The sequence below is a fragment of the Mycobacterium sp. MOTT36Y genome, from assembly GCF_000262165.1.
Taxonomy (GTDB): Bacteria; Actinomycetota; Actinomycetes; order Mycobacteriales; family Mycobacteriaceae; genus Mycobacterium; species Mycobacterium intracellulare.
The window spans coordinates 4,177,091-4,199,470 of the sequence record NC_017904.1; the positions used below are offsets into that span (position 1 = coordinate 4,177,091).

Below are 22,380 nucleotides of genomic sequence, written 5' to 3' on the forward strand. Positions count from 1 at the left end.
TGCCACCCCGACACGGAAGGCCCGAATCGCATGAGCGCCAACGACACTCCCCTGGCCGGCCGAGTCGCCTTCGTCACCGGCGCCGCGCGTGGGCAGGGCCGCTCCCATTGCGTCCGGTTGGCGCGGGCCGGCGCCGACATCGTCGCCATCGACGCGTGCGCCCCGGTGGCGGCGCACAACGGCTATCCCGCCTCGACGCCCGAAGACCTGGCCGAGACGACGCGCCTGGTGGAAAGCGAAGGCCGCAAGATGCTGGCCGAGCAGGTCGATGTCCGGGACGCCGCGGGGCAACAGCGGGTGGTCGACGAGGCGATCACCCAATTCGGCCGCCTCGACATCGTCGTCGCGAACGCGGGGGTGTTGAACTGGGGGCGACTCTGGGAGATCTCGGCGCAACAATGGCAGGACGTCCTCGACGTGAACCTGACCGGTGTGTGGAACACCATCAAAGCCACTGTGCCCGCGATGATTCAGGCCGGCAATGGGGGCTCGATCATCACCATCAGCTCGGCCGCGGGCGTGAAGGCCGTACCGGGGTGCGGTCATTACTGCGCTAGCAAGTTCGGTGTGGTCGGCATGACCAACTCCCTGGCGGTCGAGCTCGGCGGGTACGGCATCCGGGTGAACTCGGTGCACCCGTATGGCACCGACACCCCGATGGGCAACGACCCCTCGATGTGGCAACTCTTCGCCGACCACCAGACCTACATTCACAGCTTCTCCCCCGGCGCGCTGCCCACCGATTCACTCGCCGACCCGGACCTGGTCTCCGACATCGTGCTGTGGCTCGCCAGCGACGCGTCCTCGCTCGTCACCGCCGCGCAGATCCCCGCCGACAAGGGTTACCTGAAAATCTGATCTCAGTGGTGCGCCTCGTCTTGGACGCCGAAAGTGTTGACGGCCAAGGCCAGCAGCAGGTAGCCACCGATGGTGAAGATCAGATCCAGGCATTGCTGCTCGGTGAACAAGCGGCACAGGTCATCCCAGGTCGTCTCGGCGACCGTGCTGTCGGCCGTGAGATCGTCGACGGCGGCGATCACGGCCCGGTCGGTCTCATCGGCGCAGCGGCCGGTCCGAATGTCGTCGATCTCGGATTCGGACAGCCCCGCTCGCGCGGCGATGGGGAGGTGGTGCGACCACAGATAGCCGCACTTGCTCTGATGCACCACGCGAAGCAGCGCGACTTCTCGCACCCGCGGCGACAGCGTCGAGCGGGTCAGCAGGTACGCGTTGAACGGCAGGTAGGCCGCGGTCAGGTCGGGATGGCGGACCAGGGTGGACAAAACATTGCCCGCGCCAACGGGATTCGCCCGCTCGGTGGGGATCAGGGATGCCAGCGATTCCCGGGCGCGCTCGTCCCATTCCCCGGCGGGCAGCGGTGTCAGGCGCAGCGGGTGATGACCGTCCGTGGTCATTCGATCGGCTCGTCGCCGAGCACGGTGGTGCGCAGCATTTCGCGTTGGGAGTGCGGGTCGTACGGGGCCGCACGGTGCAGCACCCCGCGGTTGTCCCAGATGACGGTGTCCCCGACCGACCAGCTGTGGCTGTAGACCTTCTCGGGCGTCGTCGCGCGCGCCAGGAGCTCGTCCAAAAGGGCGCGGCCCTCATCGAGCTCCATGCCGACGACGTAGTCCGCGGAGGCGCCCAACACGAGTGATTTGCGGCCGCTGCGGTGCGTCCACACCAGGGGATGCTCATGCGTGCGCCGAGATCGCCAGCGCTGCACCTGTTCCGGGGAGGGATCGGGATACACGCGGCGCTGGGAGGCTTCCAGCGAGTGCACCACGCGCAACGTGCCGAACCGCTGCTTCTCCTCATCGGTCAGGTCGTCGTAGGCGGCGTAGCTGTTGGCGAACTCGGTTTCCCCGCCCCATTCGGCCACCCGCACCGCCGAGAGCACCGTGGCCTTCTGGGGGCATTCGCCGCCCAGCGGCGTGCAGCCGTCGATGTGCCAGTCGAAGGTGGCCTTCAGGTAGGCGGCCGAGGCGTTCTTGGACTTGTCCAGCGTGATCGGGTAGATGCCGGGCACCGGGTGATGGCCGTCGGAGGAGTGATCGACCTCGCCGAGGAGGCGGCAGAAGCCGACCTGGGCCGCAGGATCGAGGTGCAGGCCGCGGAAGACCAGAACTCCGTTGTCTTCCAACGCATCCAACACCGCCGCGCCGACCGAGTCGTCGGCCAGCTCGGTGGGCCCCAGGCCCGCGACCTCGGCGCCGACGGACTCGGTGAGTTTGGTGATGGTGAGCAGACCCATGGTCGCTCCTTTCCGGAGAGGGATGAATCAGGGCACCGGCCAGCCGGTCCGGGTCATGACCGCGTCGGCGGCGTCGACCGGGGCCGGTTGATGCATGATCTCCACCGCCATGGCGACCATGACCAGCGAATAGATCATGTGCAACAGGTTGAGCGCATCGTCGGGCAGGTTGTCGAGCGGAAACTTGTCGCAGTAGTCGATGGCCTCTTCGAGGCGGGGGAAAAACGCGTTGTAGAAGTCGAGTAGCTGCGGCATCGACGCGCCGACCCGGGCGTTCCAGCGCTCGGTTTCGGTTGCCAGGCACCAGGTTTGGGCGTAGTCCTCCAGCTCGGCGAATGCGCTGGGCAACATGGGATACATGGTCACACCCCCACCGGATCCTGTTCGCGGCGATAGGCTTCGACCCAATCGACGACGACCTTGTGCAGGTGGCGTACCAAGATCTCTTGGTCGTTGAGGGGAAAGTCGTCGACGATGCCGTATTCCAGCGCCGCCTGGGTCCCGCCGAGCATTCCGGCGTCTTGTAGCGCAAACTCTTTGAGCACCACCGCGGCGACCTCGTGCTCGATGCGCTCGCGCACGGTGCTCGCCGGGTGGAAGTAGGTGTACGCCTCGAACCGGTGCGTGTTGTGCGAGGTGGGCCAGTACCGGTACAGCAGATACCATCCGCCGTAGATCAAAATCTCGATGTTCGGGAAGATCTGGAAATTGCTGATCCCCCAGGGCTCGATCCCACCCGGGTTGAGCCCGGCCGGCAGCTCGCCGATGTCCGGGGTCTGCCACGGCCCCACCAGCCCGCTGCGGGTGGCGCGCTCGATCGGGTACATGTATTCCGGCGGCAACAGCCAGCGGCGCCGCCCAGCGGTGGAGACCAGCCGGTGCGGGCCGTCGAGTTGGAAGTGCCCGCAGGTGAATCCGGCGTTGGGGTCGCGCACCTCCGCCGGCACCTGCTGCGAGTGCAGCGACGGCACGTGGTAGTACTCCTGGAAGGCGTCGGCGAAGATCTTCCAGTTGCTGTTGTTGTGGGCCACCCAGTCGTAGCGTTCGGTCAGCTTCCCGAACGGATAGTCGTCCAGCCCGGTGATCATCGGGCCGAGGAACTCGCGCAGGCTCTGGCGCGGCTCGGTGTCGAAGTTGATGAAGACGAAGCCGTTCCACACGTCGCAGTGCACCGGACGCAGCCCATACTTCGCGGGGTCGAGGTCGAAGAACTCCGATTCCTGCTGCACGAACTTCAGCGCGCCCTGCAGGTCGTAGCGCCAGCCGTGGTACTTGCAGGTGAACTGCCGGCACGTCCCGCGGGTCTCCTCGCCGGGAAAGTCGTTCCACACCAACTTGTTTCCGCGATGCCGACACACGTTGTAGAACGCCCGGATTCGCTCGTCCTTGCCCTTGACCACGATCACCGACGCGCCGACGACTTCGATCTCTTTGGTCAGGTAGCTGCCGACGCGGGGCAATTCCTCCACCCGGGCGACGTTGAGCCACGCCCGCTTGAAGATCGCCTCCCGCTCGAGTGCGTAGAACTCGCGGGACGTCGAATCCCTGAAAGAGACGGGGCCCGTGCCCAATTCGGGGTAGTGCTCGGTCCAGGAGCCTTCCGGCGGCCGGCCTGATCTCGTCATCGCATCCTCACTATCACATCACCGATCCGCCATTGACGCCCAAGACCTGACCGGTGATGTACCTCGCTTCTTCCGAACACAAAAAGCCCACCGCGGCCGCGATGTCGGCCCCGGTGCCCAAGTAGCCCACCGGGATATTGCTGGCGATCTGCTCGTTGGAGGGCAGGTACCCGGCGGCCTGGCCCTGGTGCTGCATCGGGGTCTCGATGCCCGAGGGCGGAATGTTGTTGACGGTGATCCCGTTCGCGGCGTATTCGCGGGCCAGCGACTTGGTCAACGTGATCACCGCGCCTTTGGAGGCCGCGTAGTGGGCTGCGAACGGGGATCCGCGCTGGGCGCTCGACGACGAGATCATCACGATTCTCCCCCAGTTCGCCTCCACCATGTCCGGGAGCGCGACCTGGCAGCAATGAAACGTGCCGGTCAGGTTGACATCGATGATCCGCGACCAGGATTCGGCGGTGATGTCCAAGAAGGGCGAAAACCCGAACATCCCGGCGCTGGTCACCAGGACCGTCACCGGTCCCAGTTCGCTGCGCACCTTCGCGAACGCCTGCTCGACGGCGGACCGATCGGTGACGTCGGCGCCCACCGCGAGCGCGGTCGCGCCTTCGGCGCGCAGGCCGTCGGTGACGCGTTGCGCCGCATGCTCGTTGACATCGAGGACGGCCACCTTGAGGCCGCGCCGGCCCAATTCGTGACATGTCGCCTCGCCCATGCCTGAGGCGCCGCCGGTCACCACCGCCACCTTGGTCATCGCATCCGCCGCCCTATCGCTCATTCGTAGACCACCCGCACCGTGGGACTGGTCGGCACGGCCTGACACGTCAGCACCCAGCCGCCGTCGACCTCATCCTGGTCGAGCGCATCGTTGTTGATCATCCGGGCGCTACCCTGCGTCAGGCGCCCCATACACGTTCCACACGAACCGATTTCACACGAGGACGGCGCCCGCAGCCCAGCCATGCGGGCTGTCTGCAACAGCGTGTTGCCCGCGTAGTACGGCGCGGTGGTCGTCGATCCGTCCAGCACGATGGTGACCTCGTCGGTGACCGGCTCGGTCTCGGGCGGCGCCGCCGCGGCCACGTCGGCCACGTCGAAATGCTCGATGTGCAGTCGGCTGGTGGGCACGCCCGCCGCGCCCAGGGCGGTTCGCACCGTGTCCATGAACTCGTTCGGCCCGCAGACGTAGAAGTCGGCGCCGTCGGTGTTCTCGACGAACGCGGCGATGTCCGCCTGGGTGGCGAAGCCGCGTTGGTCGTCGAGATGGTGGTGCAGGACGAAGCGGTCCGCGTGGCGCTTTTCCAGCGTTTTGAGGGCCTCGTCGAAGATCACCGCGTCCCGGTTTCGGTTGGCGTAGAACAACCGCGCGCCGCGCGTGCCGCACACCAGCGCGGTGCGCAACAGCGAAAACACCGGCGTGATGCCGCTTCCCCCGGCGAACGCGACCAGGTTCCGGCCGGTGTCGTTCAAGACGAAGCGTCCCTGCGGCGGCAGGGCGTGGAGCAGGTCGCCGGGTGCCGCGGTGTCGTTGAGCCAGTTGGACACCGCGCCGCCGCGGTCGCGCTTGACCGTGATGCGCAGGTCCTCGCCGACCGCGGGAGATGACGACATCGAGTAGCAGCGCCGGTACTCGCGCCCGTCGACGCGGACCAGCAGCGTCAGGAATTGCCCGGCTTGGTAGCCGAACCGTGCCGCGCTGCCCCGGGGAACATCGAGAACGATCGACACGGCGTCGCGGGTTTCGGGTATCACCTGCTTGACCCGAAGCGGCACAAAGCCGTCCGGGGCCTCGGCCATGTCGACAGCGCCCGCTGCGCCGCCGGTCACGGTCGCCGGACCGGCGTTCGCTGTGCTGTGGTGATCGCCCATCTCCGTCAGAGTATCAACTACTTGCGATTAGTCTCAAGTACTAGATATTGGTCACGTCATCCGTCGACGTGATCGTCGAACAGCTCATGGCCGGTGCCCTTTTCGACCACGCGGCCCAGCAATTCGCGCAGGGTGCGCTGCTCTTCCTCGGTCAGCACGCCGAACACCTCCTGGTGTGCGGCGATCGCGTCACTGACCACCGTTTCGGCGACTTTGCGGCCCTCGCCGGTCAGGTAGGCCCGCAGGATGCGCGCGTGCTGGGGGTCCTGCTTCCTTTCCACCAGGGCGCGGCGTTCCAACGCGGTGAGCGCGAGCTGGACGCCTTGCGGGCTGATCAGCAGCCGCCGCGCCAATTCGGCGCCGGACAACCCGGGTTCGTTGGCCAATTGGCGCAGCACACCGATCTGAGCGGTGCTCACGCCGTGTTCGCGCATCGCCTCGTTGATCGTGGTCAGGGAGTAATAGAAGGCCTGCTTGAGCAGCCACAGGATGTTGTCGGTGAGTTCCATACCTGCCTCCGTCAGGCCGCGGGGCTTTTGTAGATCTGTCCGTTCTTCATGACAAAGCGGACGTCGAGCGTCTTGGCGATGTCGTCGAACGGGTCTCCCGGCACAGCGATGATGTCCGCGAGATAGCCGGGCGCCAGCCTGCCCAACTCGTCGTCGGCGTCGATCAGCTCGGCGGCCACCACCGTGGCCGCCCGGATTGCCTGCGCGGGAGTCATGCCCCGCTGCACCAGCGCGCCCAGTTCTTTGGCGTTTTGGCCGTGCGGGATGGCCGGCGCGTCGGTGCCGCACGCAATCCGGACGCCCGCGTCGATCGCCTTGGGCAGCATGGCCTTTGCGCGCGGAAACACCTCCAGCGCCTTCTTGCGCAGCTCCGGCGCGATGCGGTCGATGGCCATGGCCTCCGTCAGGTAGGTGGTCGAGACCAGGAAGGTGCCGTGGTCGACCATCATCTGGATCGTTTCGTCACTGGCCAAAAAGCCGTGTTCGATGCAGTCGATGCCGGCGCGGATGCAGGCCTGGACCGCGGTGTCCCCGACGGCGTGCGCGGCCACGCGGACTCCGGCCCGGTGGGCTTCGTCGGCGATCGCGGCGAACTCGGCGTCGGAGTACTGCTGCGCGCCGGGCGCGGTGCTGTGCGACATCACCCCGCCCGACGCCGACACCTTGATCAGCTTGGCGCCGTGCCGGATTTGGTAACGCACGCAGGCGATCACGTCGGGTACGCCGTTGGCGATGCCCTCGGCCACCGAGAGCGGCATGACCCCGGGCGCCAACCGCTGAAAGACCGTCGGGTCCAGGTGCCCGCCGTACGGGGTGACGGCATGGCCGGCGGGATAGATGCGCGGCCCGACGTGCCAGCCCTGGTCGATGGCGCGCTGCAGCGCCACGTCGAGCAGATACCCGCCGGTCTTGACCATCAGCCCGAGATTGCGCACCGTGGTGAACCCGGCCTCCAGGGTGGTACGCGCGTTGACCGCCCCGCGCAACGTGCGATAGGCGGGGTCGTCCTGCACTCCATGCATGGGCGACGGCAGGCCCTCCGGCCCGCCGGGCCCCCCGATGAGCAGGTTGAGCTCCATGTCCATCAGGCCCGGCAGCAGCGTCACGTCGCCGAGATCGACGATGGTGGCCGAATCCGGCAGCGGCCCTTCGGGATTGATCGCCGAGATGCGTTCGCCGTCGACCACGATCACCGCCGGCGCGTGGATCCGGCCCGTGACGACATCGGCCCACCGCGCCGCCCGCAGGACGGTCGACTCGGTCATGGAACCGGCTCGGACACGCAGTCCAGGGTCGAAGCACCCGAGTCGGGGACGCGGGGTTGCTTCCAGCACTCCACCGGGAACGACACCATGATCATGGAGTAGAGCAGGTGCATCAGATTCAGAACGTCGTCCGGCAGGTCGTCGAGAGAGAACTTGTCGCAGAACGACAATGCCTCCTCGGCCCGCGGGGTGATCGCGTCGTAGAAGGCCTTCATTTCGACCATCGAACTGGCCAGCCTCTTGGCGTAGCGTTCGGGTTCGCTCGCCAGGCACCAATCGGCGAACGGTTCGAGGTCGGCGAACTCGGCGGGCAGCATCGGCATCTCGTTCACACCCCCGCGCTCGTCGTCCGGCGATAGTCATCGATCCAGGCGGCGGTCTCCTTGTGGAGGTGACGGATCAGGACCTCCTGGTCGCACAGCAGGAACTCGTCGATCACCTGGGATTCGAGCATCGTCTGGGTCGCCTCCAGCGTGTTGGCGTCCTGCAGCCCATATTCCTTGAACGACACCGCCGCCAGTTCCTGAGCGACGCGCTCACGCGGGGTGCGCGGCGCCGGGAAGTACAGCGTGCCCTCGAAGAGGTGACTGTTATACGACGTCGGCCAGTAGTGGTAGGTCAGATACCAGCCCTGGCCCCAGAACAGGATGACGAAGTTGGGGAACAGCTGGAACGAATCCAGCCCCCACGGATCACATTTCGCCGGGTTGAGCCCCTCGGGCATCGGGCCCAGATCGGGCTTGTCCCATGGCCCGAACAGCCCGCTCTGGCAGATGTCCTCCATCGGCTTGCGCATCTCGTCGGCCATTTCCCAGGCGCGCACCCCCGAGGTGCTGACCAGCCGGTGCGGCCCGTCCAGCCGGTAGTGCGGGGCCTCAAAACCCGCCTCGGCGGCCGCCTTCGAGTACGCGGTCGGTGACTGGTTCGCGTGCAACACGGGCGCGTGATAGAACTCCTGGAACGCGTCCATGTACAGCTTCCAGTTCGCCTTGACCTCGGAGCGATAGCACCAGCGCGAGACCATCTTGTCGAAGGGATAACCTTCCAGCCCGGTGATCATGGGTCCGAGGAACTCTCGCAGCGACTGCTCGGGCTTCTTGGCGAAGTTGACGAAGATGAACCCTTCCCACACGTCGCAGTGCACCGGCACCAGCCCGTAGCGGCCCTTGTCGAGGTCGAAGAACTCCTCCTCCTGCTGCACGAAGGTCAGGTTGCCGTCCAGGTCGTAGCGCCAGCCGTGGTACTTGCAGGTGAACTGCCGGCACACCCCGGCCGTTTCTTCCTGCGGCATGTCGTTCCACACCAGCTTGTTGCCGCGATGCCGGCACACGTTGTGATAAGCCTTGATGTCGCCAGACGTGGTGCGCACCAAGATGATTGAGGTGTTGACAACCTTCAGCTCGCGGGTGAGGTAACTGCCTTTGCGCGGAAGCTGTTCAACGCGACCGACATTGAGCCAGGCACGCTTGAAGATGGCGTCACGTTCCAACTCATAGATCTCGGGGCTGATCGAGTCCCGGTAGGACACCGGCTCGGTGCCCAATTCCGGGTAATGCTGGGTCCAGCTCCCCTCCGGCGGTTTAGGAAATCGAGCCATGATCGCTCCTTAGCAGTCCAATCTCAGCGAAACTGCAGCAATGCCTGCGCGAAAACAACCACCCGCGCACCGGTTTCACCGATCCCTGAGGGCTCCGTCACGGCCGACGGTATATCCTCGTGTCACCAATAGCAAGTAGTTGATACTGGCCCCGGGAGGCGCGGATGGACCATCACCCCGCAGTGCAGATCGCCGGAAGCGATGGGGCGCGGCCGCAGGCCGGCGTCTTGCACGTCATCTCTCCGCACACCGAGGAACCGATCGCCGAGGTCAATGCGGCGGGATCCGACGACGTCGACGCGGCGGTGGCGGCGGCGCGCGCGGCCTTCGGGCCGTGGGGCCGCAGCGAGCCGGCGGAACGGGTCGCCGCGATCCGGCGCCTGGCCGACATCTACGACGGACGCCGCGCGGAGATGGCCACCACGATCACGGCGGAGATCGGCGCCCCGATCAGCTTCGCCCAGCGGGCCCAGGTCGGCCTGCCGGCATTCATGATGCGCGCGTTCTGCGACCTGGCCGAACGGCACCCGTGGCAGGAGACCAGGCCCGGGTTCTTCGGAAGCGACGTGCACGTCCGCAAGGAACCCGTCGGCGTCGTCGCGGCGATCGTGCCCTGGAACATGCCCCAGTTCCTCATCGTCACCAAACTGGTGCCCGCGCTGTTGGCCGGCTGCGCCGTCGTGCTCAAACCCGCCCCCGAAAGCCCGTTAGACGCGCTGCTTTTAGGCGAGATGATCGCCGAAGCCGGCCTGCCGCCGGGCGTGGTCAGCATCCTGCCGGGCGACGGTGCGCTGGGCGCCTACCTCGTCGCCCACCCGGGCGTCGACAAAGTGTCGTTCACCGGCTCCACCGCGGCGGGACAGGCAGTGGCCTCATCGTGTGCGGCCAACCTCACCAAAGTCAGCCTGGAACTCGGCGGCAAGTCCGCCGCCCTGGTCCTCGACGACGCATCGCCGGACAAGGTGGCCGCCGGAGTGCGATCCGCGAGCCTGTCCAACAGCGGCCAGATCTGCAACGCGCTCACCCGGGTGCTGGTGCCGCAGGGGCGCCACGACGAGTACGTCGACGCGCTCGCGGCCGAGATGGCCGGCCTTCGCGTCGGCGATCCCAACGATCCCGACACCCAGCTCGGTCCGTTGGTGTCCCGGCGCCAGCAGCGACGCGTTCGCGACTACATCGAGATCGGCCAGAACGAGGGGGCGCGCGTCGTCATCGGCGGCACCGACATGCCCGACGGACTCGACCGCGGCTGGTATGTCCGGCCCACCCTGTTCGCGGCGGCCGACAATTCGATGCGCATCGCCCGGGAGGAGATCTTTGGGCCCGTCATCACCGTCATCCCCTACCGCGATGACGAGGAGGCGCTGGCGATCGCCAACGATTCCGATTACGGCCTGGCCGGCTCGGTGTGGAGCAACGACAGCGACCGTGCGCTGGCGATGGCCACCCGCATCCACACCGGGACCGTCGGCGTCAACCAGGGCTACACGATGGATCCGTTCGCGCCCTTCGGGGGCGTCAAGGCCAGCGGCTACGGCCGCGAACTCGGGCCCGAAGGCCTCGACGGTTACCTGGACACGAAGTCGATCGCGATCGCCGCGGAATCCTAGATCCGTTGGCGCCCTTGGCGTTTGGCACGAATCTACGGCATCGTCATGCCGCTTTGGCGTATCTGCGAACCACGTCGTCCTCGCCGAACGTGCTGGTGCGCTGTTGGCCGTTGTCGTCGCGGCTGAAGAATGTCCATTGCCGCGGACCGCTCTGCGGACCACTGATCATCTTGACGGTCAGGCGCAGTTCTGTGGGGCGGCGCGTGCCGATGACGTCGCCGACCCGGATCTGCGACGGGTGAATCTCGGGTGCGTCGCACCAATTCTGTGTGGACATGACGTCCATCCTCCCTTGTTCCCAACAGCCTATCCGTAGTTCGGCGTTTCTCGCGGACGGATCAGCCTGCTACGCCGTCAGCCTGGCCCGGACAAGCGGCGCGCCCTCCGGGGAGACGCGCCCGAGGTCAGTAGCATGTCCTCGGCACCTCATACGTCCCGAGATGACCAAAACAGGCCTGTAGCTGGCCTGACACAGGGGAGGTGGCGGTGAGCAGATTCGTTGACGCGATGCTCTGCGCTGCGGAGTCCAGTACCCATGGCCTGGTGACCGGCGAGCCTGGTTCGCCAGGTCGGTCTAGCTGGGCCGAAGTACATCAGAGCGCCCGACGGGTAGCCGGCGGGTTGGCCGCCCGCCGGGTCGGCGCGGGCGATCGGGTCGGTGTGCTGGCCGGCGCCCCGGCGGAAGTCGCGCCGATCGCGCAGGGTGTGTGGCTGCGCGGCGCGTGTTTGACGATGCTGCACCAACCGACGCCACGCACCGATCTGCAGGCGTGGGTGCGCGACACCTTGGCGGTCATCACCATGATCGAGGCAACCGTCGTGATCGTGTCGGAGCCGTTCATGGCCGCGGTGGACGTGTTAGCCGAGCACGATGTCGCGGTGGTGACGATGGCCGAGCTATTGAGCGCCGCACCGACCACCGTCGTCGACAGCGATGAGAACGATCTGGCGCTTCTGCAGTTGACGTCTGGCTCGACGGATTGCCCTAAAGCAGTGATGATCACCCATGCGAACGTGTTCGCCAACGCCGAGGCGATGTTCGTCGGTGCCCAGTACGACTTGGACACCGATGTGATCGTGAGCTGGTTACCGCTATTCCACGACATGGGAATGACCGGATTCTTAACGGTGCCAATGCTATTCGGTGCCGAGCTGGTCAAGATCACGCCACTCGACTTCTTGTCCGATATCTTGTTGTGGCCCAAGTTGATCGACAAGTACCGAGCGACCATGACCGCGGCACCGAATTTTGCCTACGCGATGCTCGCCAAGCGGTTACGGCGGCACGCAAAACCCGGTGATTTTGATCTGTCGTCGTTGCGGTGGGCGTTATCAGGTTCCGAGCAGGTCGAACCGGCCGACGTGGAGGAACTGTGTTTGGCCGGCGCGCCGTTCGGACTGCGTCCAGAAGCGATCTTGCCCGCTTATGGAATGGCCGAAACAACTGTGGCGGTGTCATTTTCGGAGTGTGGCCGTGGACTCGTCGTTGACGAGGTGGACGGCGATATGCTGGCGGTGCTGCGGCGCGCAGTGCCCACCGCCGCCGGCCGCACTCGTCGACTCGCATCGCTGGGGCCGCTGCTGAAGGGTATACAGGCACGCGTCGTCGATGAGGACGGCGCCGTTCAGGCGCCCCGCGGTGTGGGAGTCATCGAGTTGCGGGGAGATCCGGTCACGTCCGGGTATCTCACGACGGCCGGTTTCATGGCCGCTCAAGACGACCAGGGGTGGTTGAACACCGGCGATCTGGGTTATCTCACCGAGCAGGGCCACGTGGTCGTATGCGGTCGGGCCAAAGACGTCATCATCATGGCCGGACGCAACATCTACCCCGCTGATGTCGAACGTGCTGCCGGGCGCGTCGTCGGGGTGCGCGGAGGGTGTGTGGCCGCTGTGCGGCTCGATGCCGGCCGTTCGCGGGAATCGTTTGCCGTTGCGGTGGAGTCGAACGACGTCGACGATCCCGCGCAGGTGCGGCGCATCAAGCATGAGGTCGCTCACGAAGTCGTCACCGAAGTCGCGGCGCGGCCACGCAGCGTGGTGGTGCTGGCCCCGGGGGCGATTCCCAAGACGCCGTCCGGCAAGCTGCGTCGCGGTTACGCGCTGCCCCTGGTCACCTGACCGCGCTCCTATAGCGAGCAAATCTCGGTGGTGGGGTAGCGTCGGGCGTGAGCCGTTTCGTTGTCAGCGGTTTTCCACCGCAATGGGCGCAGAGGACACCCAAGGGCAATGCGATTCCTCCGCTCGCCACGCGACCGCGGACGAGCGATGCCGAAACGTAGGGAACAACTGTGTATCGCACGGCGAGCCGACGGGCGGCCGTCCCCGTCCGCGTCTCGGTAGCCCGCCAGTTGGGCGGCGACATCGACGGAGCGTGGTGGCCACGCGCGGACCGCATCACCAACGAATTGCCCGGCCTTGTCGCGGCACTGACCCCCCTGCTCGGCGACATCTGCTCCGTCAATGTCAACTGGCCGGCCTACAACGTCCGCCCGACTTCAACTGGCACGGATGGGAGCACAAGCGCCAGCACGTGATGACGTTCATCGGCGGCGAGGAGCGGGTGAACCTATTGATCGTTCCTTACGCGACGTACAGCGGGCTTGCGCTGATGGTGCTGCGCCGCGCGGCCGGACTGCCCGTCTGACGCCAAGGACCGCGACAAACCCGCGTTTCTCACCGCCGGCTCGATCCTGCAGGCGGCCCGACAACGATGCGCCGCCGACCGTTAAGCGATTTCGCTCACGACATAGACGGCGACATAGCCGATCGGGATGCCGGTCCAGGTTGAAATGCATTCGCGCGCGGCCAGTTCCACTGCGGCCCGACTTGTCGTGCGCGTGGACCTGCCGATCTCGGGGACGTTGATCGCCCATCCGTCGGCGTCGCGGGTGACCTCGATGTCGAAGCACTGACCGACCATCGGACACTTCACACGGGGGACGACCCGCTGTCGACGAACGCCGCGCGACGCTTGTCGGCGCAGCAACGTGGGCTGAACAGGCATGGCTGCTTTCCTGAGTCGCAATCGAACCGCGGGCTAGATTAATGCGCCCCGAGGCGAAAACCTAATTGGCGGATCGCCGCCGCATGACGGCGTGCCCGAAGCCGGCGTGGTTCGTAGCGGTCACGGGTGGCTCCAGCCGCGCAGTTGTGCCGCAATGTCGTCGAGACCGGCCATCGCACCGGTGGCCACCCGGATCACCAAATCGAAGCGATCGTCCTCGGGCGCACTGATCCACTGGGCGTTGATTGCCAGGAACGTCCGGCAGGCCGCCCACCCGAGTCGCTTGTTCCCGTCCACCAGCGCGTGATTCCGTGTCAGCGAATGCAGCAGTGCGGCGGCCTTGACGTGGGGATCCGGGTAGGCGTCCTGGCCGAAGATGGAGGCTCGAGGACGCGCCAGAGCGGATTCAAGCAAGCCGTAATCCCGGACAATGACGTCCACTCCGACGGCTTTTCGGGCAATTTCCAGAAGATCCTCGAGGTCCAGATAGTCCGTCATGCGTCCTTGAGGCGCTCCAGAACACCTGCCTCCTCGCGAAGCACGCGCTGCAGCGCATCGGCGACCTTGGCCTTGTGCGCCCGCCGGGCGATGTACTCGTCGATGGCCGACAGCGCGACGGCCTGCATCGATCGGCCTTCCGCACTGGCCTGCCTGCGCAGCGCTTCCGCCTGCTGTTCACTGGGCCGAAGAGTCATTCCCATAGCCGAATGATACCGGACTGATACCACGGCGCGCCTAGTGATGTGTGATGCAGGCCACATCTGCGCGTTATATGTTGCGGGCGTCACAACCAAGGAGATTTCATGGTGGGCGTGAATCGTACGAACAAGGCCATGGTCACGCCTCGTTCCGGCGCAGCGGTCAATTCGCACCGGCTGTTCATGGCGTTTCTGGCCGTCACGATATTCATCAGCGCGGTCGCCGGCGTCGTCGCCGCGGCGTCGACGGGACACGAGACCGCCGCGCTCGTCATCGCGCTCGTGGCCGGCGGGAGTTTCATGACCGCCGCATTCTGCTAAATCCGCGACGTCGATTGGCGCGATGCGCCCAGTTATTTCGGTGGAGCTAAGGGGACTCGAACCCCTGACCCCCACACTGCCAGTGTGGTGCGCTACCAGCTGCGCCATAGCCCCAAGTCGTGCTCATCGAAGCTACACCACCGGTAACCGTCCTTCAAAGTTGCTGCTCAGGAAGATTCAGCGTGTGCGGAGACGGCAAGGGGTCGGGCTCCGGAACGGGCACCGTCCGGGTCTCCGGCGCCACCACCCAGCCCACCGCGGCGATCAGCAAAACGATGCCGCTGATGATGAAACCCCAGCCGTAGCTCAGCCGCTCGGCGACCCAACCGAGCGTCATGGATCCGACGATCGCGCCCAGGTCGGACATCATCTGCACGGCCGCCACCGGACTGCCCGCGCGCGCCTCACTGCCCAGGATGTCGGCGACGGCGGCCTGCATCGGCGACATGTAGATGCCCGTCACCGCCCCCACCACCACCGCGGCGACCAGAAACCTCGGCAATGACGACGCCGCGCCCAAGAAGATGGTCGCCGCGCCGGACAACGCCAGGCCCACGATCATCAACGTGCGCCGTCCCATCCGGTCGGACAGGTAGCCACTGGGGATCATGGCCAGCGCGTTGCCCCCGGCGAATGCCGCGAGCGCAATGCCGATGACGCCGACGCCGCGGCCCATGACGTCGGTGATGAACAAGGGGACCAGGGCGACACGAAGGCCGAACGCCGACCAACCGGTCGCGAAATTGGCCCCGAGCGAGGACCAATAGGCGCGCACGCGCAACGCCTCTCGCATCGTCACCGTCGACCGCGTCGGCGGCCCCGGGGCCGCCAGGGCCGAATTCCGCAAGCCGAAAAACAGCACCACCGCCACACCGAGCAAAGCGACGCCGTACACGATGAACGGCGCGGTGAGCCCCCAACCGGCCGCCAGGGCGCCGACGGCCGGGCCGCCCACGGCCCCGACCATGAACGACGTGGTGAAAAGGCCCGCGACCCGTCCGCGGGCGTCGGGCGGGCTGATATGGATCATCAGTCCCAGCGCCGAAACATAAAACATTGTCGATCCGATTCCGCTGATGACGCGGAAAGCCATCAATTGCCAGTAAGCCTGGGAAAACGCACACGCGCCGGTGGAGACCGCGACGATCACCATCCCGCCGATGTAGATCCGCCGCTCCCCCAACCGCTGGACCAGCTGCCCGCTGACCGGCGCAAAACACAGGCGGGCCAACGAAAAGACGGTGACTAAGAAAGTCACCGCCTTGATGCTGACGCCGAAACTGCGGGCGAAAGACGGCAGCGCCGGTGAAATGACTCCGTAACCAAGCGCGACCATGATATTTGCCCAGCTAAGGATCCAAACTTCGCGCGGCAGACGGGTCGAACGCGACGCGCGTCCCCCCGGACGGGTAAGGCGGAGGGAAAGGGTCACCCAATGACTTTATTAACTACCTCGCGCGCAGTTTCTTGCACCTCGGCTAAATGCTCTTCTCCGTTGAAAGATTCCGCATAAATCTTGTACACGTCTTCGGTTCCCGACGGTCGCGCGGCAAACCACGCGTTGGCTGTCGTCACCTTCAATCCGCCCAATGCGGCCCCATTCCCGGGTGCCGCGGTCAGCTTGGCGGTGATGGGCTCCCCCGCCAGTTCCGTCGCGGTCACCTCGTCGGCGGACAGCTTGGCGAGCCGGGCCTTTTGGTCGCGGTCGGCGGGCGCGTCGACCCGCGCGTAGAACGGCGTGCCGTATTCGGCGGTCAACTGTTGATAGCGCTGGGAGGGACTCGTCCCCGTGACGGCCAGCATTTCCGAGGCCAGGAGGGCCAGGATGATGCCGTCCTTGTCGGTGGTCCACACGGACCCGTCGCGCCGCAGGAACGACGCACCGGCCGATTCCTCGCCGCCGAAGCCGATGCCGCCCTCGATCAGGCCGTCGACGAACCACTTGAAGCCGACCGGCACCTCGATGAGCTTGCGGCCGATGCCGGCGACCACCCGGTCGATCATTGACGAACTGACCGCGGTCTTGCCGACCGCGATGCCGCCCGGCCACGACGGCCGCTGCGTGTACAGGTATTCGATGGCCACCGCCAGGTAGTGGTTCGGGTTGAGCAGCCCCGCGTCGGGCGTGACGATGCCGTGGCGGTCCGAGTCGGCATCGTTGCCCGTGGCGATCTGGTAGCGGCCGGGGTTGTCGGACATCCCGCGGATGAGTCCCGCCATCGCGTCCGGTGAGCTGCAGTCCATCCGGATCTTGCCGTCGTGGTCGAGCGTCATAAACCGCCATGTCGCGTCGACCAGCGGATTGACCACGGTCAGATCCAGGCGGTGACGGGTGGCGATCTCGCCCCAGTAGTCCACGCTCGCCCCGCCCAGCGGGTCGGCGCCGATCCGCACCCCGGCCGCGCGGATGGCATCGATGTCGACCACGTTGGGCAGGTCGTCGACATAGTTACCGAGGTAGTCGTGGCGCTGCGCGGTCTGTAGCGCGCGGGCCAGCGGGATGCGCTTGACGCCCGAGCCGTCGCGCAGAATCTCGTTGGCGCGCTTGGCGATTGCGTTGGTGGCGTCGGTGTCGGCCGGGCCACCGTTGGGCGGGTTGTATTTGAAGCCTCCGTCCGAGGGCGGGTTGTGCGACGGCGTCACGACGATCCCGTCGGCCGGCGCGTCGGTGCGACCGCGGTTGTAAGTGAGGATGGCGTGGCTGACCGCCGGGGTCGGCGTGTACCGGTCGCGGGAATCGATCATGGCGACGACGTCGTTGGCGGCCAGCACCTCCAGCGCGGAGACCCAGGCCGGCTCGGAGAGGCCGTGCGTGTCCCGGCCGATGAACAACGGGCCTGTAATGCCGTGGGCGGTGCGGTACTCGACGATGGCCTGGGTGATCGCCAGGATGTGCGCCTCGTTGAACGCCCCATTGAGCGCCGACCCGCGGTGGCCCGACGTGCCGAATGCCACCTGCTGGGCGACGTCGCCGGGATCGGGCTGAATCGAGTAATAGGCCGTCAGCAGGTGGGGCAGATCGACAAGGTCTTCGGGTTGGGCCGGCTGACCGGCGCGAGGGTTGGCCACCATGGTTACCAATTCTGCCCGTCTCCCGCCGCCCCCGGCCTGCGCCGGTCTGGACTCCCGCCATACGCTGCGTAGCGCACCGGCAAACGAAGGGAATCGACGCCAGTGGCGCAACGGGACTATCGCGAATTGGCCGCGGTGTTTGCCGGTGGGGCGCTGGGTTCCCTGGCCCGGGCCGCCCTGAGCGACCTCGCCGGTGGCCACCCAGAGAGCTGGCCGTGGCCGACGTTCACGGTCAACATCGTCGGGGCGTTTCTGGTGGGCTACTTCACCACCCGGCTGCTGGAGCGGTTGCCGACGTCGAGCTATCGGCGCCCGCTGCTGGGCACCGGATTGTGCGGCGGTTTAACGACTTTCTCCACGATGCAGGTCGAGACGGTGAGGATGATCGAGCACGGTCATTGGGGGCTGGCCGTCGGCTACACCGTCGCCAGCATCGTGCTCGGGCTGCTGGCGGTGCACCTGGCCACCAAGTTGGTGCGCCGGGTGCGGGTGCGCCGATGACCACCGCGACGACTGCCGTGGTGTGGCTGGGCGTCGCGTTCATCGGCGGCGTCGGATCGGTGCTGCGCTTTGTGATCGACCGTGCGGTCGCGCGCCGGGTGTCCCGGCCGTTCCCGTTCGGCACGCTCGTCGTAAACATCAGTGGCGCAGCGCTTCTCGGATTTCTCGGGGGTTTGGCGCTCAACAAGGAGGCCGCCCTGCTGGCCGGCACGGCGTTCGTCGGCGCCTACACCACGTTTTCGACCTGGATGCTGGAAACGCAGCGACTCGGCGAGGAGCGCCAGCTGCGCTCCTCGCTCGCCAACGTCGTCGTCAGCGTGGTGTTGGGCGTAGCGGCGGCGTTCATCGGGCAGCGCCTCGCCGAGCTGTTCTGAGTCAGGCGCGCGGGACGTCGTCGGGGGTGCGGGGCAGCACGTACAGGGCCATGCGCCGATTCGCCATGTCGTGTTCGCCGAGGAATGCGCAGCCGCCGCGCTCACAGAACTTGCGCGCCAACGCATTGCGGTGGTCGGGGTCGAACATGATTCGGCGACACCGGGGATCGAGCGTGAAGATGCTGCCCACCAAGTGCGGCAGCAGGTAACCGACGTGTCCACGCTGGATGTAATCCAAATCGGCGACCGCGACGTGCAAGCCCAGATCGTAGGGATCGTGGTCGTAGCGGGTGGCGATGGAATCCTTTGCTGCCCTGTACATCTCTATATAGGCGCGGTCCACCCCGTCGTGCAGCGCCAGGAACGGACGAGAAAAGCCCCCGTCGAGCTGCGCCCGCAGGTATCGATGCCACCGCGCCACCGGCCAGTGGGACTCCCAGGCTTCGACCAGGTGCGGGCGGCCCATCCACTCGGCGATCATCTCGGCGTCGGCGTCCGGCTCGGCAAGACGCAAACCGTACGGCTCGGGCAGGTCCGGGATCGGCGGCGGCGGGACGCTGCGGATCTCCTCGGGAAGATCAGTCAATTCCCGGGGGAGGACGCGTTCCGCGTCGCTCATGTCAGTGGGCTCCGAGGAGCTTCGCCAGGACGACCGCCTGGCTGATGTCCACCTCGCGGGTGGCCGTGACCAACGTGACCGGAACCCGCTTGGCAAGCTTGCGCAACTCCGCCAGCGCGGCGCTGTCGCGCAGTTCCGCCTCGTAACGCGAGGTGAACTCGTCGAATCGTTCGGCCCGGTGTTGGTACCACTCGCGGAGGTCCTTCGAGGGTGCGACCTCCTTGCACCAGATGCCCACCCGCGGGTCGTCTTTGCGCATGCCGCGCGGCCAGACCCGATCGACCAGCACGCGCTGGCCCTCGTCAGCGCTGACGTCGTCGTAGACCCGCACGACTCGGATCCGCCCTCTGGGGCTCACATGCCCAGAGTAGCCACGGGCCCGCTTGTCAGCTTGTTGCCTCATGTCAAGATGCGCGCGAAGGGTGGTTCGTTGCCTCACGTGAGCGTGCGCGCTTGGTGATGGGAGCGGGGGTGCCGGCTGGGGCTTTGCTGGTGGCCAGGGTGAAGAGCTGGGCGGTCAACGCCTGAATCTGGCGTTGGGTGGCGGCCGGATTGATCAGCGAGTGGGTCCGCTTGAGCGCGACAATGCGTTCCACAGCCATGCTCGGGTGATTGATCGCGCGGTGAAACGGGGTCTGGGCCTTGTCGTGTTTGCGGGACACCTTGGCTCCTGTGCGGACTTTGGAGATCAGTTTCTGCTGGGGGTGGAAGTAGTTGGTCAGCTTCGTCTGCAGATGCCAGATTTCGTTGAGTAGCAACAGTTCTGATGCGGTGTCGTAGCGGTAGTAGCCGACCACTGTGCGTACCACTGCCCAGTTTTTCTGCTCGACGTGGCAGCCGTCGTTCTTGTTGCCCGGTCGTGACCGGGTGAAAGTGATGCAGCGGTTTTTGACACCATGTCAGCAGGTCGTCGTTGATGAATTCCGAGCCGTTGTCGCAGTCCACGCCGACGATCGGGAACGGCATCGCGGCGGCGATGTGATTGAGGGCGGCCAGTACGTGTTTGGCCGCCCTGTCGGGCAGTGAGCGGCTCTCGGTCCAGCCGGTGGCGATGTCGGTGACCGTCAGTGTGAAGGCATGGCCTCCACCGCGGTTGCCGCCGTCGTGGAAGACCGTGTCGATCTCGACGAAGCCGGGCACAGCGTCGTCCCATTCGGCCCAGGTGCGCACCGGGATCTGGCTTTTGAGCAGCGATCCCGGCTTGGTGCCCACACGTCCTTTGATCGTGTATTTGGCTCGCTCATCGGCCAGGCGGCGATCGATGGTGGCCGCCGACATCGAGACCAACAACGCCGCGGTCTCATCACTGATGACCAGCTCCCGGAAGTGACGCAACACGGCCACCAGCTCTGCGAGCATGGGGGCGAGCCGTTTGCCGGCGGGCATTCCGAGTACGGTCCAGCAGACCGTCAATGCGGCGATGACCTCAGGTCCATACGTCACCGGCCGGACAGGACGCGCGGCGACGATCGTGGGCACCAGCGCGGCTTTAAGCGCCTTACGGGCATGGTTGCGATGCCAGCCGGTGTTGGCACACAACTCATCGAGAATCCGGCTCTTCCCGCGCTTACCGGCCTGCTGGTAACGGATCGCCGCTGCCTGCGTCACTGCTCTGCGCTCGCCCAATGTCAGCCCCATCACCTGGGCCTACCGAAGTCATTGCTGACCGATCAGGCAGGCGCGCCGTCCACGCGCGCATTTCTGATGAGTCAACGAAGCACCCATTCGCGCGCATTTCTGATGAGTCAACGCGGTCAGTGGGCACAATTACTATCGAAAGTATGTTCGAGGAATTGACGGCCGTCGATCCGGCAGCCGATGAATCGTCGCTGGTAGAGCGCATCGCCGAGTTGGAGACGCTCAAGTCCGCGGCGGCCGCCGGCCAGGCCCGGGCGGCGGCCGCCCTGGACGCGGCGCGTCGAGCCACCGAAGCGGCCAGCGGGGTGCCCGCGGCGCGCCGCGGACGCGGCGTGGCAAGCGAGGTTGCCCTGGCGCGACGGGACTCCCCCGCGCGGGGCGGCCGGCATCTGGGTTTCGCCAAAGCCCTGGTGCACGAGATGCCGCACACGCTGGCCGCCCTGGAATGCGGGGCCCTGTCGGAGTGGCGGGCGACGCTGATCGTGCGCGAGAGCGCATGCCTGGACGTCGAGGACCGTCGCGCCTTGGACGCGGAGATGTGTGCCGACCCGTCGAGCCTGAGCGGCATGGGCGACGCGCGAGTGGCCGCGGCCGCGAAGGCGATCGCCTACCGGCTCGATCCGCACGCCATCGTCGAGCGGGCGGCCAAGGCCGAGGAAGACCGCACCGTCACCATTCGCCCGGCGCCCGACACCATGAGCTATGTCACCGCGTTATTGCCGGTGGCTCAGGGGGTTTCGGTGTATGCCACGCTGCGCCGCGAGGCAGACACCTGCGGCGACGGGCGAACGCGCGGGCAGGTGATGGCCGACACGCTGGTGGAAAGGGTCACCGGCCGCAGCGCAACGGTCCCCACCCCGGTCGCGGTCAACCTCGCGCTGACCGACGAGACGCTGCTCGGCGGTGACGATGCGCCGGCCGACGTCGCCGGCTACGGCCCCATCCCCGCGTCGGTCGCGCGCAGCATGGTCGCCGAGGCCGCCGCCGATCGACGTTCGCGAGCGACCCTGCGCAGGCTCTACACGCATCCCCAATCCGGGGCGCTGGTGGCCATGGAGTCACGAGCGCGACTCTTCCCGCAGGGCCTGGCCGTGTTCATCGGGCTCCGCGATCAACACTGCCGCACTCCCTACTGCGACGCGCCGATCAGGCACCGCGACCACGCGCAGCCGTGGGCCGACGGCGGCCCGACCACCGCGGACAACGGCCTCGGATTGTGCGAACACTGCAACTACGTCAAGGAAAATGCGGGGTGGCGGGTGAGCACGAGCGTCGACGAAAACCACACCCATACGGCGCTTTTCACGACGCCCACAGGCACAACCTACCGTTCGATGGCGCCGCCGCGCGGCCCCACCATCACGATGAGCAAGCTCGAAGTCCGCGTCGGCGTCGCGCTCGCGCGACATGCGGCCTGA

At 66.5% G+C, this 22,380-nt stretch carries 25 protein-coding genes, 1 tRNA gene and 2 pseudogenes; 8 read left to right on the top strand and 20 right to left on the bottom strand.

All coding sequences use genetic code 11. The features are described 5' to 3' along the window. Positions 1-30 precede the first annotated feature (30 nt). A complete protein-coding gene (locus W7S_RS18880; RefSeq protein WP_020823293.1) occupies positions 31-858 on the top strand; it encodes a mycofactocin-coupled SDR family oxidoreductase in 828 nt (275 codons plus the stop codon). A gap of 2 nt (positions 859-860) precedes the next feature. On the opposite strand, the gene W7S_RS18885 is transcribed toward W7S_RS18880, so the two are convergent. The 10 genes from W7S_RS18885 to W7S_RS18930 are packed head-to-tail and all read right to left on the bottom strand — an operon-like array spanning position 861 to position 9,122. Then, positions 861-1,415: a carboxymuconolactone decarboxylase family protein gene (locus W7S_RS18885; RefSeq protein WP_008259255.1), complete on the bottom strand. Its 555-nt coding sequence runs from the start codon at positions 1,413-1,415 to the stop codon at positions 861-863. Beyond that, positions 1,412-2,254, bottom strand: coding sequence for a TauD/TfdA family dioxygenase (locus W7S_RS18890; protein WP_008259256.1), 843 nt, complete (start codon positions 2,252-2,254; stop codon positions 1,412-1,414). The genes W7S_RS18885 and W7S_RS18890 overlap by 4 nt, the downstream gene beginning before the upstream one ends. Positions 2,255-2,281: 27 nt before the next feature. Further along, entirely contained in the window at positions 2,282-2,620 is a 339-nt protein-coding gene (locus W7S_RS18895) for a hypothetical protein (RefSeq protein ID WP_008259258.1), read from the bottom strand. Beyond that, a complete protein-coding gene (locus W7S_RS18900; RefSeq protein ID WP_008259260.1) occupies positions 2,617-3,879 on the bottom strand; it encodes an aromatic ring-hydroxylating dioxygenase subunit alpha in 1,263 nt (420 codons plus the stop codon). Before W7S_RS18900 ends, W7S_RS18895 begins: the two co-directional genes overlap by 4 nt. Positions 3,880-3,892: 13 nt before the next feature. Beyond that, positions 3,893-4,636, bottom strand: coding sequence for an SDR family NAD(P)-dependent oxidoreductase (locus W7S_RS18905; protein WP_008259262.1), 744 nt, complete (start codon positions 4,634-4,636; stop codon positions 3,893-3,895). 20 nt (positions 4,637-4,656) lie between these two features. Next, the gene (locus W7S_RS18910) at positions 4,657-5,751 is read right to left on the bottom strand and encodes a ferredoxin--NADP reductase (RefSeq protein ID WP_008259264.1); all 1,095 of its coding nucleotides are present in this window, start codon (positions 5,749-5,751) and stop codon (positions 4,657-4,659) included. Between the two features lie 56 nt (positions 5,752-5,807). Then, the gene (locus W7S_RS18915; protein ID WP_008259268.1) at positions 5,808-6,260 is read right to left on the bottom strand and encodes a MarR family winged helix-turn-helix transcriptional regulator; all 453 of its coding nucleotides are present in this window, start codon (positions 6,258-6,260) and stop codon (positions 5,808-5,810) included. Positions 6,261-6,271: 11 nt separating this feature from the next. After that, the gene (locus W7S_RS18920) at positions 6,272-7,525 is read right to left on the bottom strand and encodes an amidohydrolase family protein (RefSeq protein WP_008259270.1); all 1,254 of its coding nucleotides are present in this window, start codon (positions 7,523-7,525) and stop codon (positions 6,272-6,274) included. Further along, on the bottom strand, positions 7,522-7,857 hold the full coding sequence (locus W7S_RS18925; protein ID WP_008259272.1) for a hypothetical protein: 336 nt from the start codon (positions 7,855-7,857) through the stop codon (positions 7,522-7,524). Before W7S_RS18925 ends, W7S_RS18920 begins: the two co-directional genes overlap by 4 nt. Further along, positions 7,854-9,122 carry an aromatic ring-hydroxylating dioxygenase subunit alpha gene (locus W7S_RS18930; protein WP_008259274.1) on the bottom strand — a complete coding sequence of 423 codons (1,269 nt, stop codon included), beginning with the start codon at positions 9,120-9,122 and terminating at the stop codon, positions 7,854-7,856. Before W7S_RS18930 ends, W7S_RS18925 begins: the two co-directional genes overlap by 4 nt. 164 nt (positions 9,123-9,286) lie before the next feature. On the opposite strand from W7S_RS18930, the gene W7S_RS18935 reads away from it, so the two are divergent. Then, a complete protein-coding gene (locus W7S_RS18935; protein ID WP_014712135.1) occupies positions 9,287-10,732 on the top strand; it encodes an aldehyde dehydrogenase in 1,446 nt (481 codons plus the stop codon). A gap of 43 nt (positions 10,733-10,775) precedes the next feature. Here the strand turns inward: W7S_RS18935 and W7S_RS18940 are convergent, their stop codons facing one another. Continuing rightward, complete coding sequence (locus W7S_RS18940; protein WP_026071254.1) at positions 10,776-11,009, bottom strand: hypothetical protein; 234 nt, start codon at positions 11,007-11,009, stop codon at positions 10,776-10,778. 209 nt (positions 11,010-11,218) lie between these two features. Here W7S_RS18940 and W7S_RS18945 point away from each other — a divergent pair, with 209 nt between their 5' ends. Beyond that, positions 11,219-12,853, top strand: coding sequence for a fatty acyl-AMP ligase (locus W7S_RS18945; protein ID WP_041298257.1), 1,635 nt, complete (start codon positions 11,219-11,221; stop codon positions 12,851-12,853). Positions 12,854-13,023: 170 nt separating this feature from the next. Next, a pseudogene (locus tag W7S_RS18950) lies at positions 13,024-13,464 on the top strand (DUF5994 family protein). Here W7S_RS18950 and W7S_RS18955 read toward each other — a convergent pair. The 3 genes from W7S_RS18955 to W7S_RS18965 form a co-directional block, all read right to left on the bottom strand. After that, positions 13,461-13,655, bottom strand: coding sequence for a hypothetical protein (locus W7S_RS18955; RefSeq protein ID WP_014712137.1), 195 nt, complete (start codon positions 13,653-13,655; stop codon positions 13,461-13,463). The pseudogene W7S_RS18950 and the gene W7S_RS18955 sit on opposite strands and share 4 nt — an antisense overlap. Before the next feature lie 204 nt (positions 13,656-13,859). Then, positions 13,860-14,237, bottom strand: a complete 378-nt coding sequence (locus W7S_RS18960) for a type II toxin-antitoxin system death-on-curing family toxin (protein WP_009954685.1) — start codon at positions 14,235-14,237, stop codon at positions 13,860-13,862. Continuing rightward, entirely contained in the window at positions 14,234-14,440 is a 207-nt protein-coding gene (locus W7S_RS18965) for a hypothetical protein (protein ID WP_026071253.1), read from the bottom strand. The genes W7S_RS18960 and W7S_RS18965 overlap by 4 nt, the downstream gene beginning before the upstream one ends. A gap of 102 nt (positions 14,441-14,542) precedes the next feature. Between W7S_RS18965 and W7S_RS18970 the strand changes: the two genes are divergently transcribed. Further along, the gene (locus W7S_RS18970; RefSeq protein WP_009954684.1) at positions 14,543-14,758 is read left to right on the top strand and encodes a hypothetical protein; all 216 of its coding nucleotides are present in this window, start codon (positions 14,543-14,545) and stop codon (positions 14,756-14,758) included. A 41-nt stretch (positions 14,759-14,799) separates the two neighbouring features. On the opposite strand, the gene W7S_RS18975 is transcribed toward W7S_RS18970, so the two are convergent. The 3 genes from W7S_RS18975 to pgm all read right to left on the bottom strand — a co-directional run bounded on the left by W7S_RS18975 (position 14,800) and on the right by pgm (position 17,830). Then, positions 14,800-14,872 (bottom strand) — tRNA-Ala (locus tag W7S_RS18975). Between the two features lie 40 nt (positions 14,873-14,912). After that, positions 14,913-16,115, bottom strand: a complete 1,203-nt coding sequence (locus tag W7S_RS18980) for an MFS transporter (protein ID WP_255348951.1) — start codon at positions 16,113-16,115, stop codon at positions 14,913-14,915. 71 nt (positions 16,116-16,186) lie between these two features. Next, a complete protein-coding gene (gene pgm / locus W7S_RS18985; RefSeq protein WP_014385538.1) occupies positions 16,187-17,830 on the bottom strand; it encodes a phosphoglucomutase (alpha-D-glucose-1,6-bisphosphate-dependent) in 1,644 nt (547 codons plus the stop codon). A 102-nt stretch (positions 17,831-17,932) separates the two neighbouring features. Here pgm and crcB (W7S_RS18990) point away from each other — a divergent pair, with 102 nt between their 5' ends. Then, entirely contained in the window at positions 17,933-18,331 is a 399-nt protein-coding gene (crcB, locus tag W7S_RS18990) for a fluoride efflux transporter CrcB (RefSeq protein WP_008259297.1), read from the top strand. Next, complete coding sequence (crcB, locus tag W7S_RS18995; RefSeq protein ID WP_014385539.1) at positions 18,328-18,705, top strand: fluoride efflux transporter CrcB; 378 nt, start codon at positions 18,328-18,330, stop codon at positions 18,703-18,705. Before crcB (W7S_RS18990) ends, crcB (W7S_RS18995) begins: the two co-directional genes overlap by 4 nt. A gap of 1 nt (position 18,706) precedes the next feature. Here crcB (W7S_RS18995) and W7S_RS19000 read toward each other — a convergent pair whose 3' ends face one another. From W7S_RS19000 to W7S_RS19010, 3 genes and pseudogenes are all read right to left on the bottom strand, one after another. Then, the gene (locus W7S_RS19000) at positions 18,707-19,324 is read right to left on the bottom strand and encodes a GNAT family N-acetyltransferase (RefSeq protein ID WP_014385540.1); all 618 of its coding nucleotides are present in this window, start codon (positions 19,322-19,324) and stop codon (positions 18,707-18,709) included. Position 19,325: 1 nt separating this feature from the next. Beyond that, a complete protein-coding gene (locus W7S_RS19005) occupies positions 19,326-19,682 on the bottom strand; it encodes a DUF488 domain-containing protein (RefSeq protein ID WP_041297978.1) in 357 nt (118 codons plus the stop codon). 46 nt (positions 19,683-19,728) lie between these two features. Beyond that, positions 19,729-20,962: pseudogene (locus W7S_RS19010) on the bottom strand (transposase family protein). Between the two features lie 143 nt (positions 20,963-21,105). Between W7S_RS19010 and W7S_RS19015 the strand changes: the two are divergent. Further along, on the top strand, positions 21,106-22,380 hold the full coding sequence (locus W7S_RS19015) for an HNH endonuclease signature motif containing protein (protein WP_014712140.1): 1,275 nt from the start codon (positions 21,106-21,108) through the stop codon (positions 22,378-22,380).

Excerpts from the sequence above, each read along its gene's own strand:
- W7S_RS18880 (WP_020823293.1), top strand. The coding sequence starts at position 31 with ATGAGCGCCAACGACACTCCCCTGGCCGGCCGAGTCGCCTTCGTCACC.
- W7S_RS18885 (WP_008259255.1), bottom strand. The coding sequence starts at position 1,415 with ATGACCACGGACGGTCATCACCCGCTGCGCCTGACACCGCTGCCCGCC.
- W7S_RS18890 (WP_008259256.1), bottom strand. The coding sequence starts at position 2,254 with ATGGGTCTGCTCACCATCACCAAACTCACCGAGTCCGTCGGCGCCGAG.
- W7S_RS18900 (WP_008259260.1), bottom strand. The coding sequence starts at position 3,879 with ATGACGAGATCAGGCCGGCCGCCGGAAGGCTCCTGGACCGAGCACTAC.
- W7S_RS18905 (WP_008259262.1), bottom strand. The coding sequence starts at position 4,636 with ATGACCAAGGTGGCGGTGGTGACCGGCGGCGCCTCAGGCATGGGCGAG.
- W7S_RS18910 (WP_008259264.1), bottom strand. The coding sequence starts at position 5,751 with ATGGGCGATCACCACAGCACAGCGAACGCCGGTCCGGCGACCGTGACC.
- W7S_RS18915 (WP_008259268.1), bottom strand. The coding sequence starts at position 6,260 with ATGGAACTCACCGACAACATCCTGTGGCTGCTCAAGCAGGCCTTCTAT.
- W7S_RS18920 (WP_008259270.1), bottom strand. The coding sequence starts at position 7,525 with ATGACCGAGTCGACCGTCCTGCGGGCGGCGCGGTGGGCCGATGTCGTC.
- W7S_RS18930 (WP_008259274.1), bottom strand. The coding sequence starts at position 9,122 with ATGGCTCGATTTCCTAAACCGCCGGAGGGGAGCTGGACCCAGCATTAC.
- W7S_RS18935 (WP_014712135.1), top strand. The coding sequence starts at position 9,287 with ATGGACCATCACCCCGCAGTGCAGATCGCCGGAAGCGATGGGGCGCGG.
- W7S_RS18940 (WP_026071254.1), bottom strand. The coding sequence starts at position 11,009 with ATGTCCACACAGAATTGGTGCGACGCACCCGAGATTCACCCGTCGCAG.
- W7S_RS18955 (WP_014712137.1), bottom strand. The coding sequence starts at position 13,655 with ATGGTCGGTCAGTGCTTCGACATCGAGGTCACCCGCGACGCCGACGGA.
- W7S_RS18960 (WP_009954685.1), bottom strand. The coding sequence starts at position 14,237 with ATGACGGACTATCTGGACCTCGAGGATCTTCTGGAAATTGCCCGAAAA.
- W7S_RS18965 (WP_026071253.1), bottom strand. The coding sequence starts at position 14,440 with ATGGGAATGACTCTTCGGCCCAGTGAACAGCAGGCGGAAGCGCTGCGC.
- W7S_RS18970 (WP_009954684.1), top strand. The coding sequence starts at position 14,543 with ATGGTGGGCGTGAATCGTACGAACAAGGCCATGGTCACGCCTCGTTCC.
- pgm (WP_014385538.1), bottom strand. The coding sequence starts at position 17,830 with ATGGTGGCCAACCCTCGCGCCGGTCAGCCGGCCCAACCCGAAGACCTT.
- crcB (WP_014385539.1), top strand. The coding sequence starts at position 18,328 with ATGACCACCGCGACGACTGCCGTGGTGTGGCTGGGCGTCGCGTTCATC.
- W7S_RS19000 (WP_014385540.1), bottom strand. The coding sequence starts at position 19,324 with ATGAGCGACGCGGAACGCGTCCTCCCCCGGGAATTGACTGATCTTCCC.
- W7S_RS19015 (WP_014712140.1), top strand. The coding sequence starts at position 21,106 with ATGTTCGAGGAATTGACGGCCGTCGATCCGGCAGCCGATGAATCGTCG.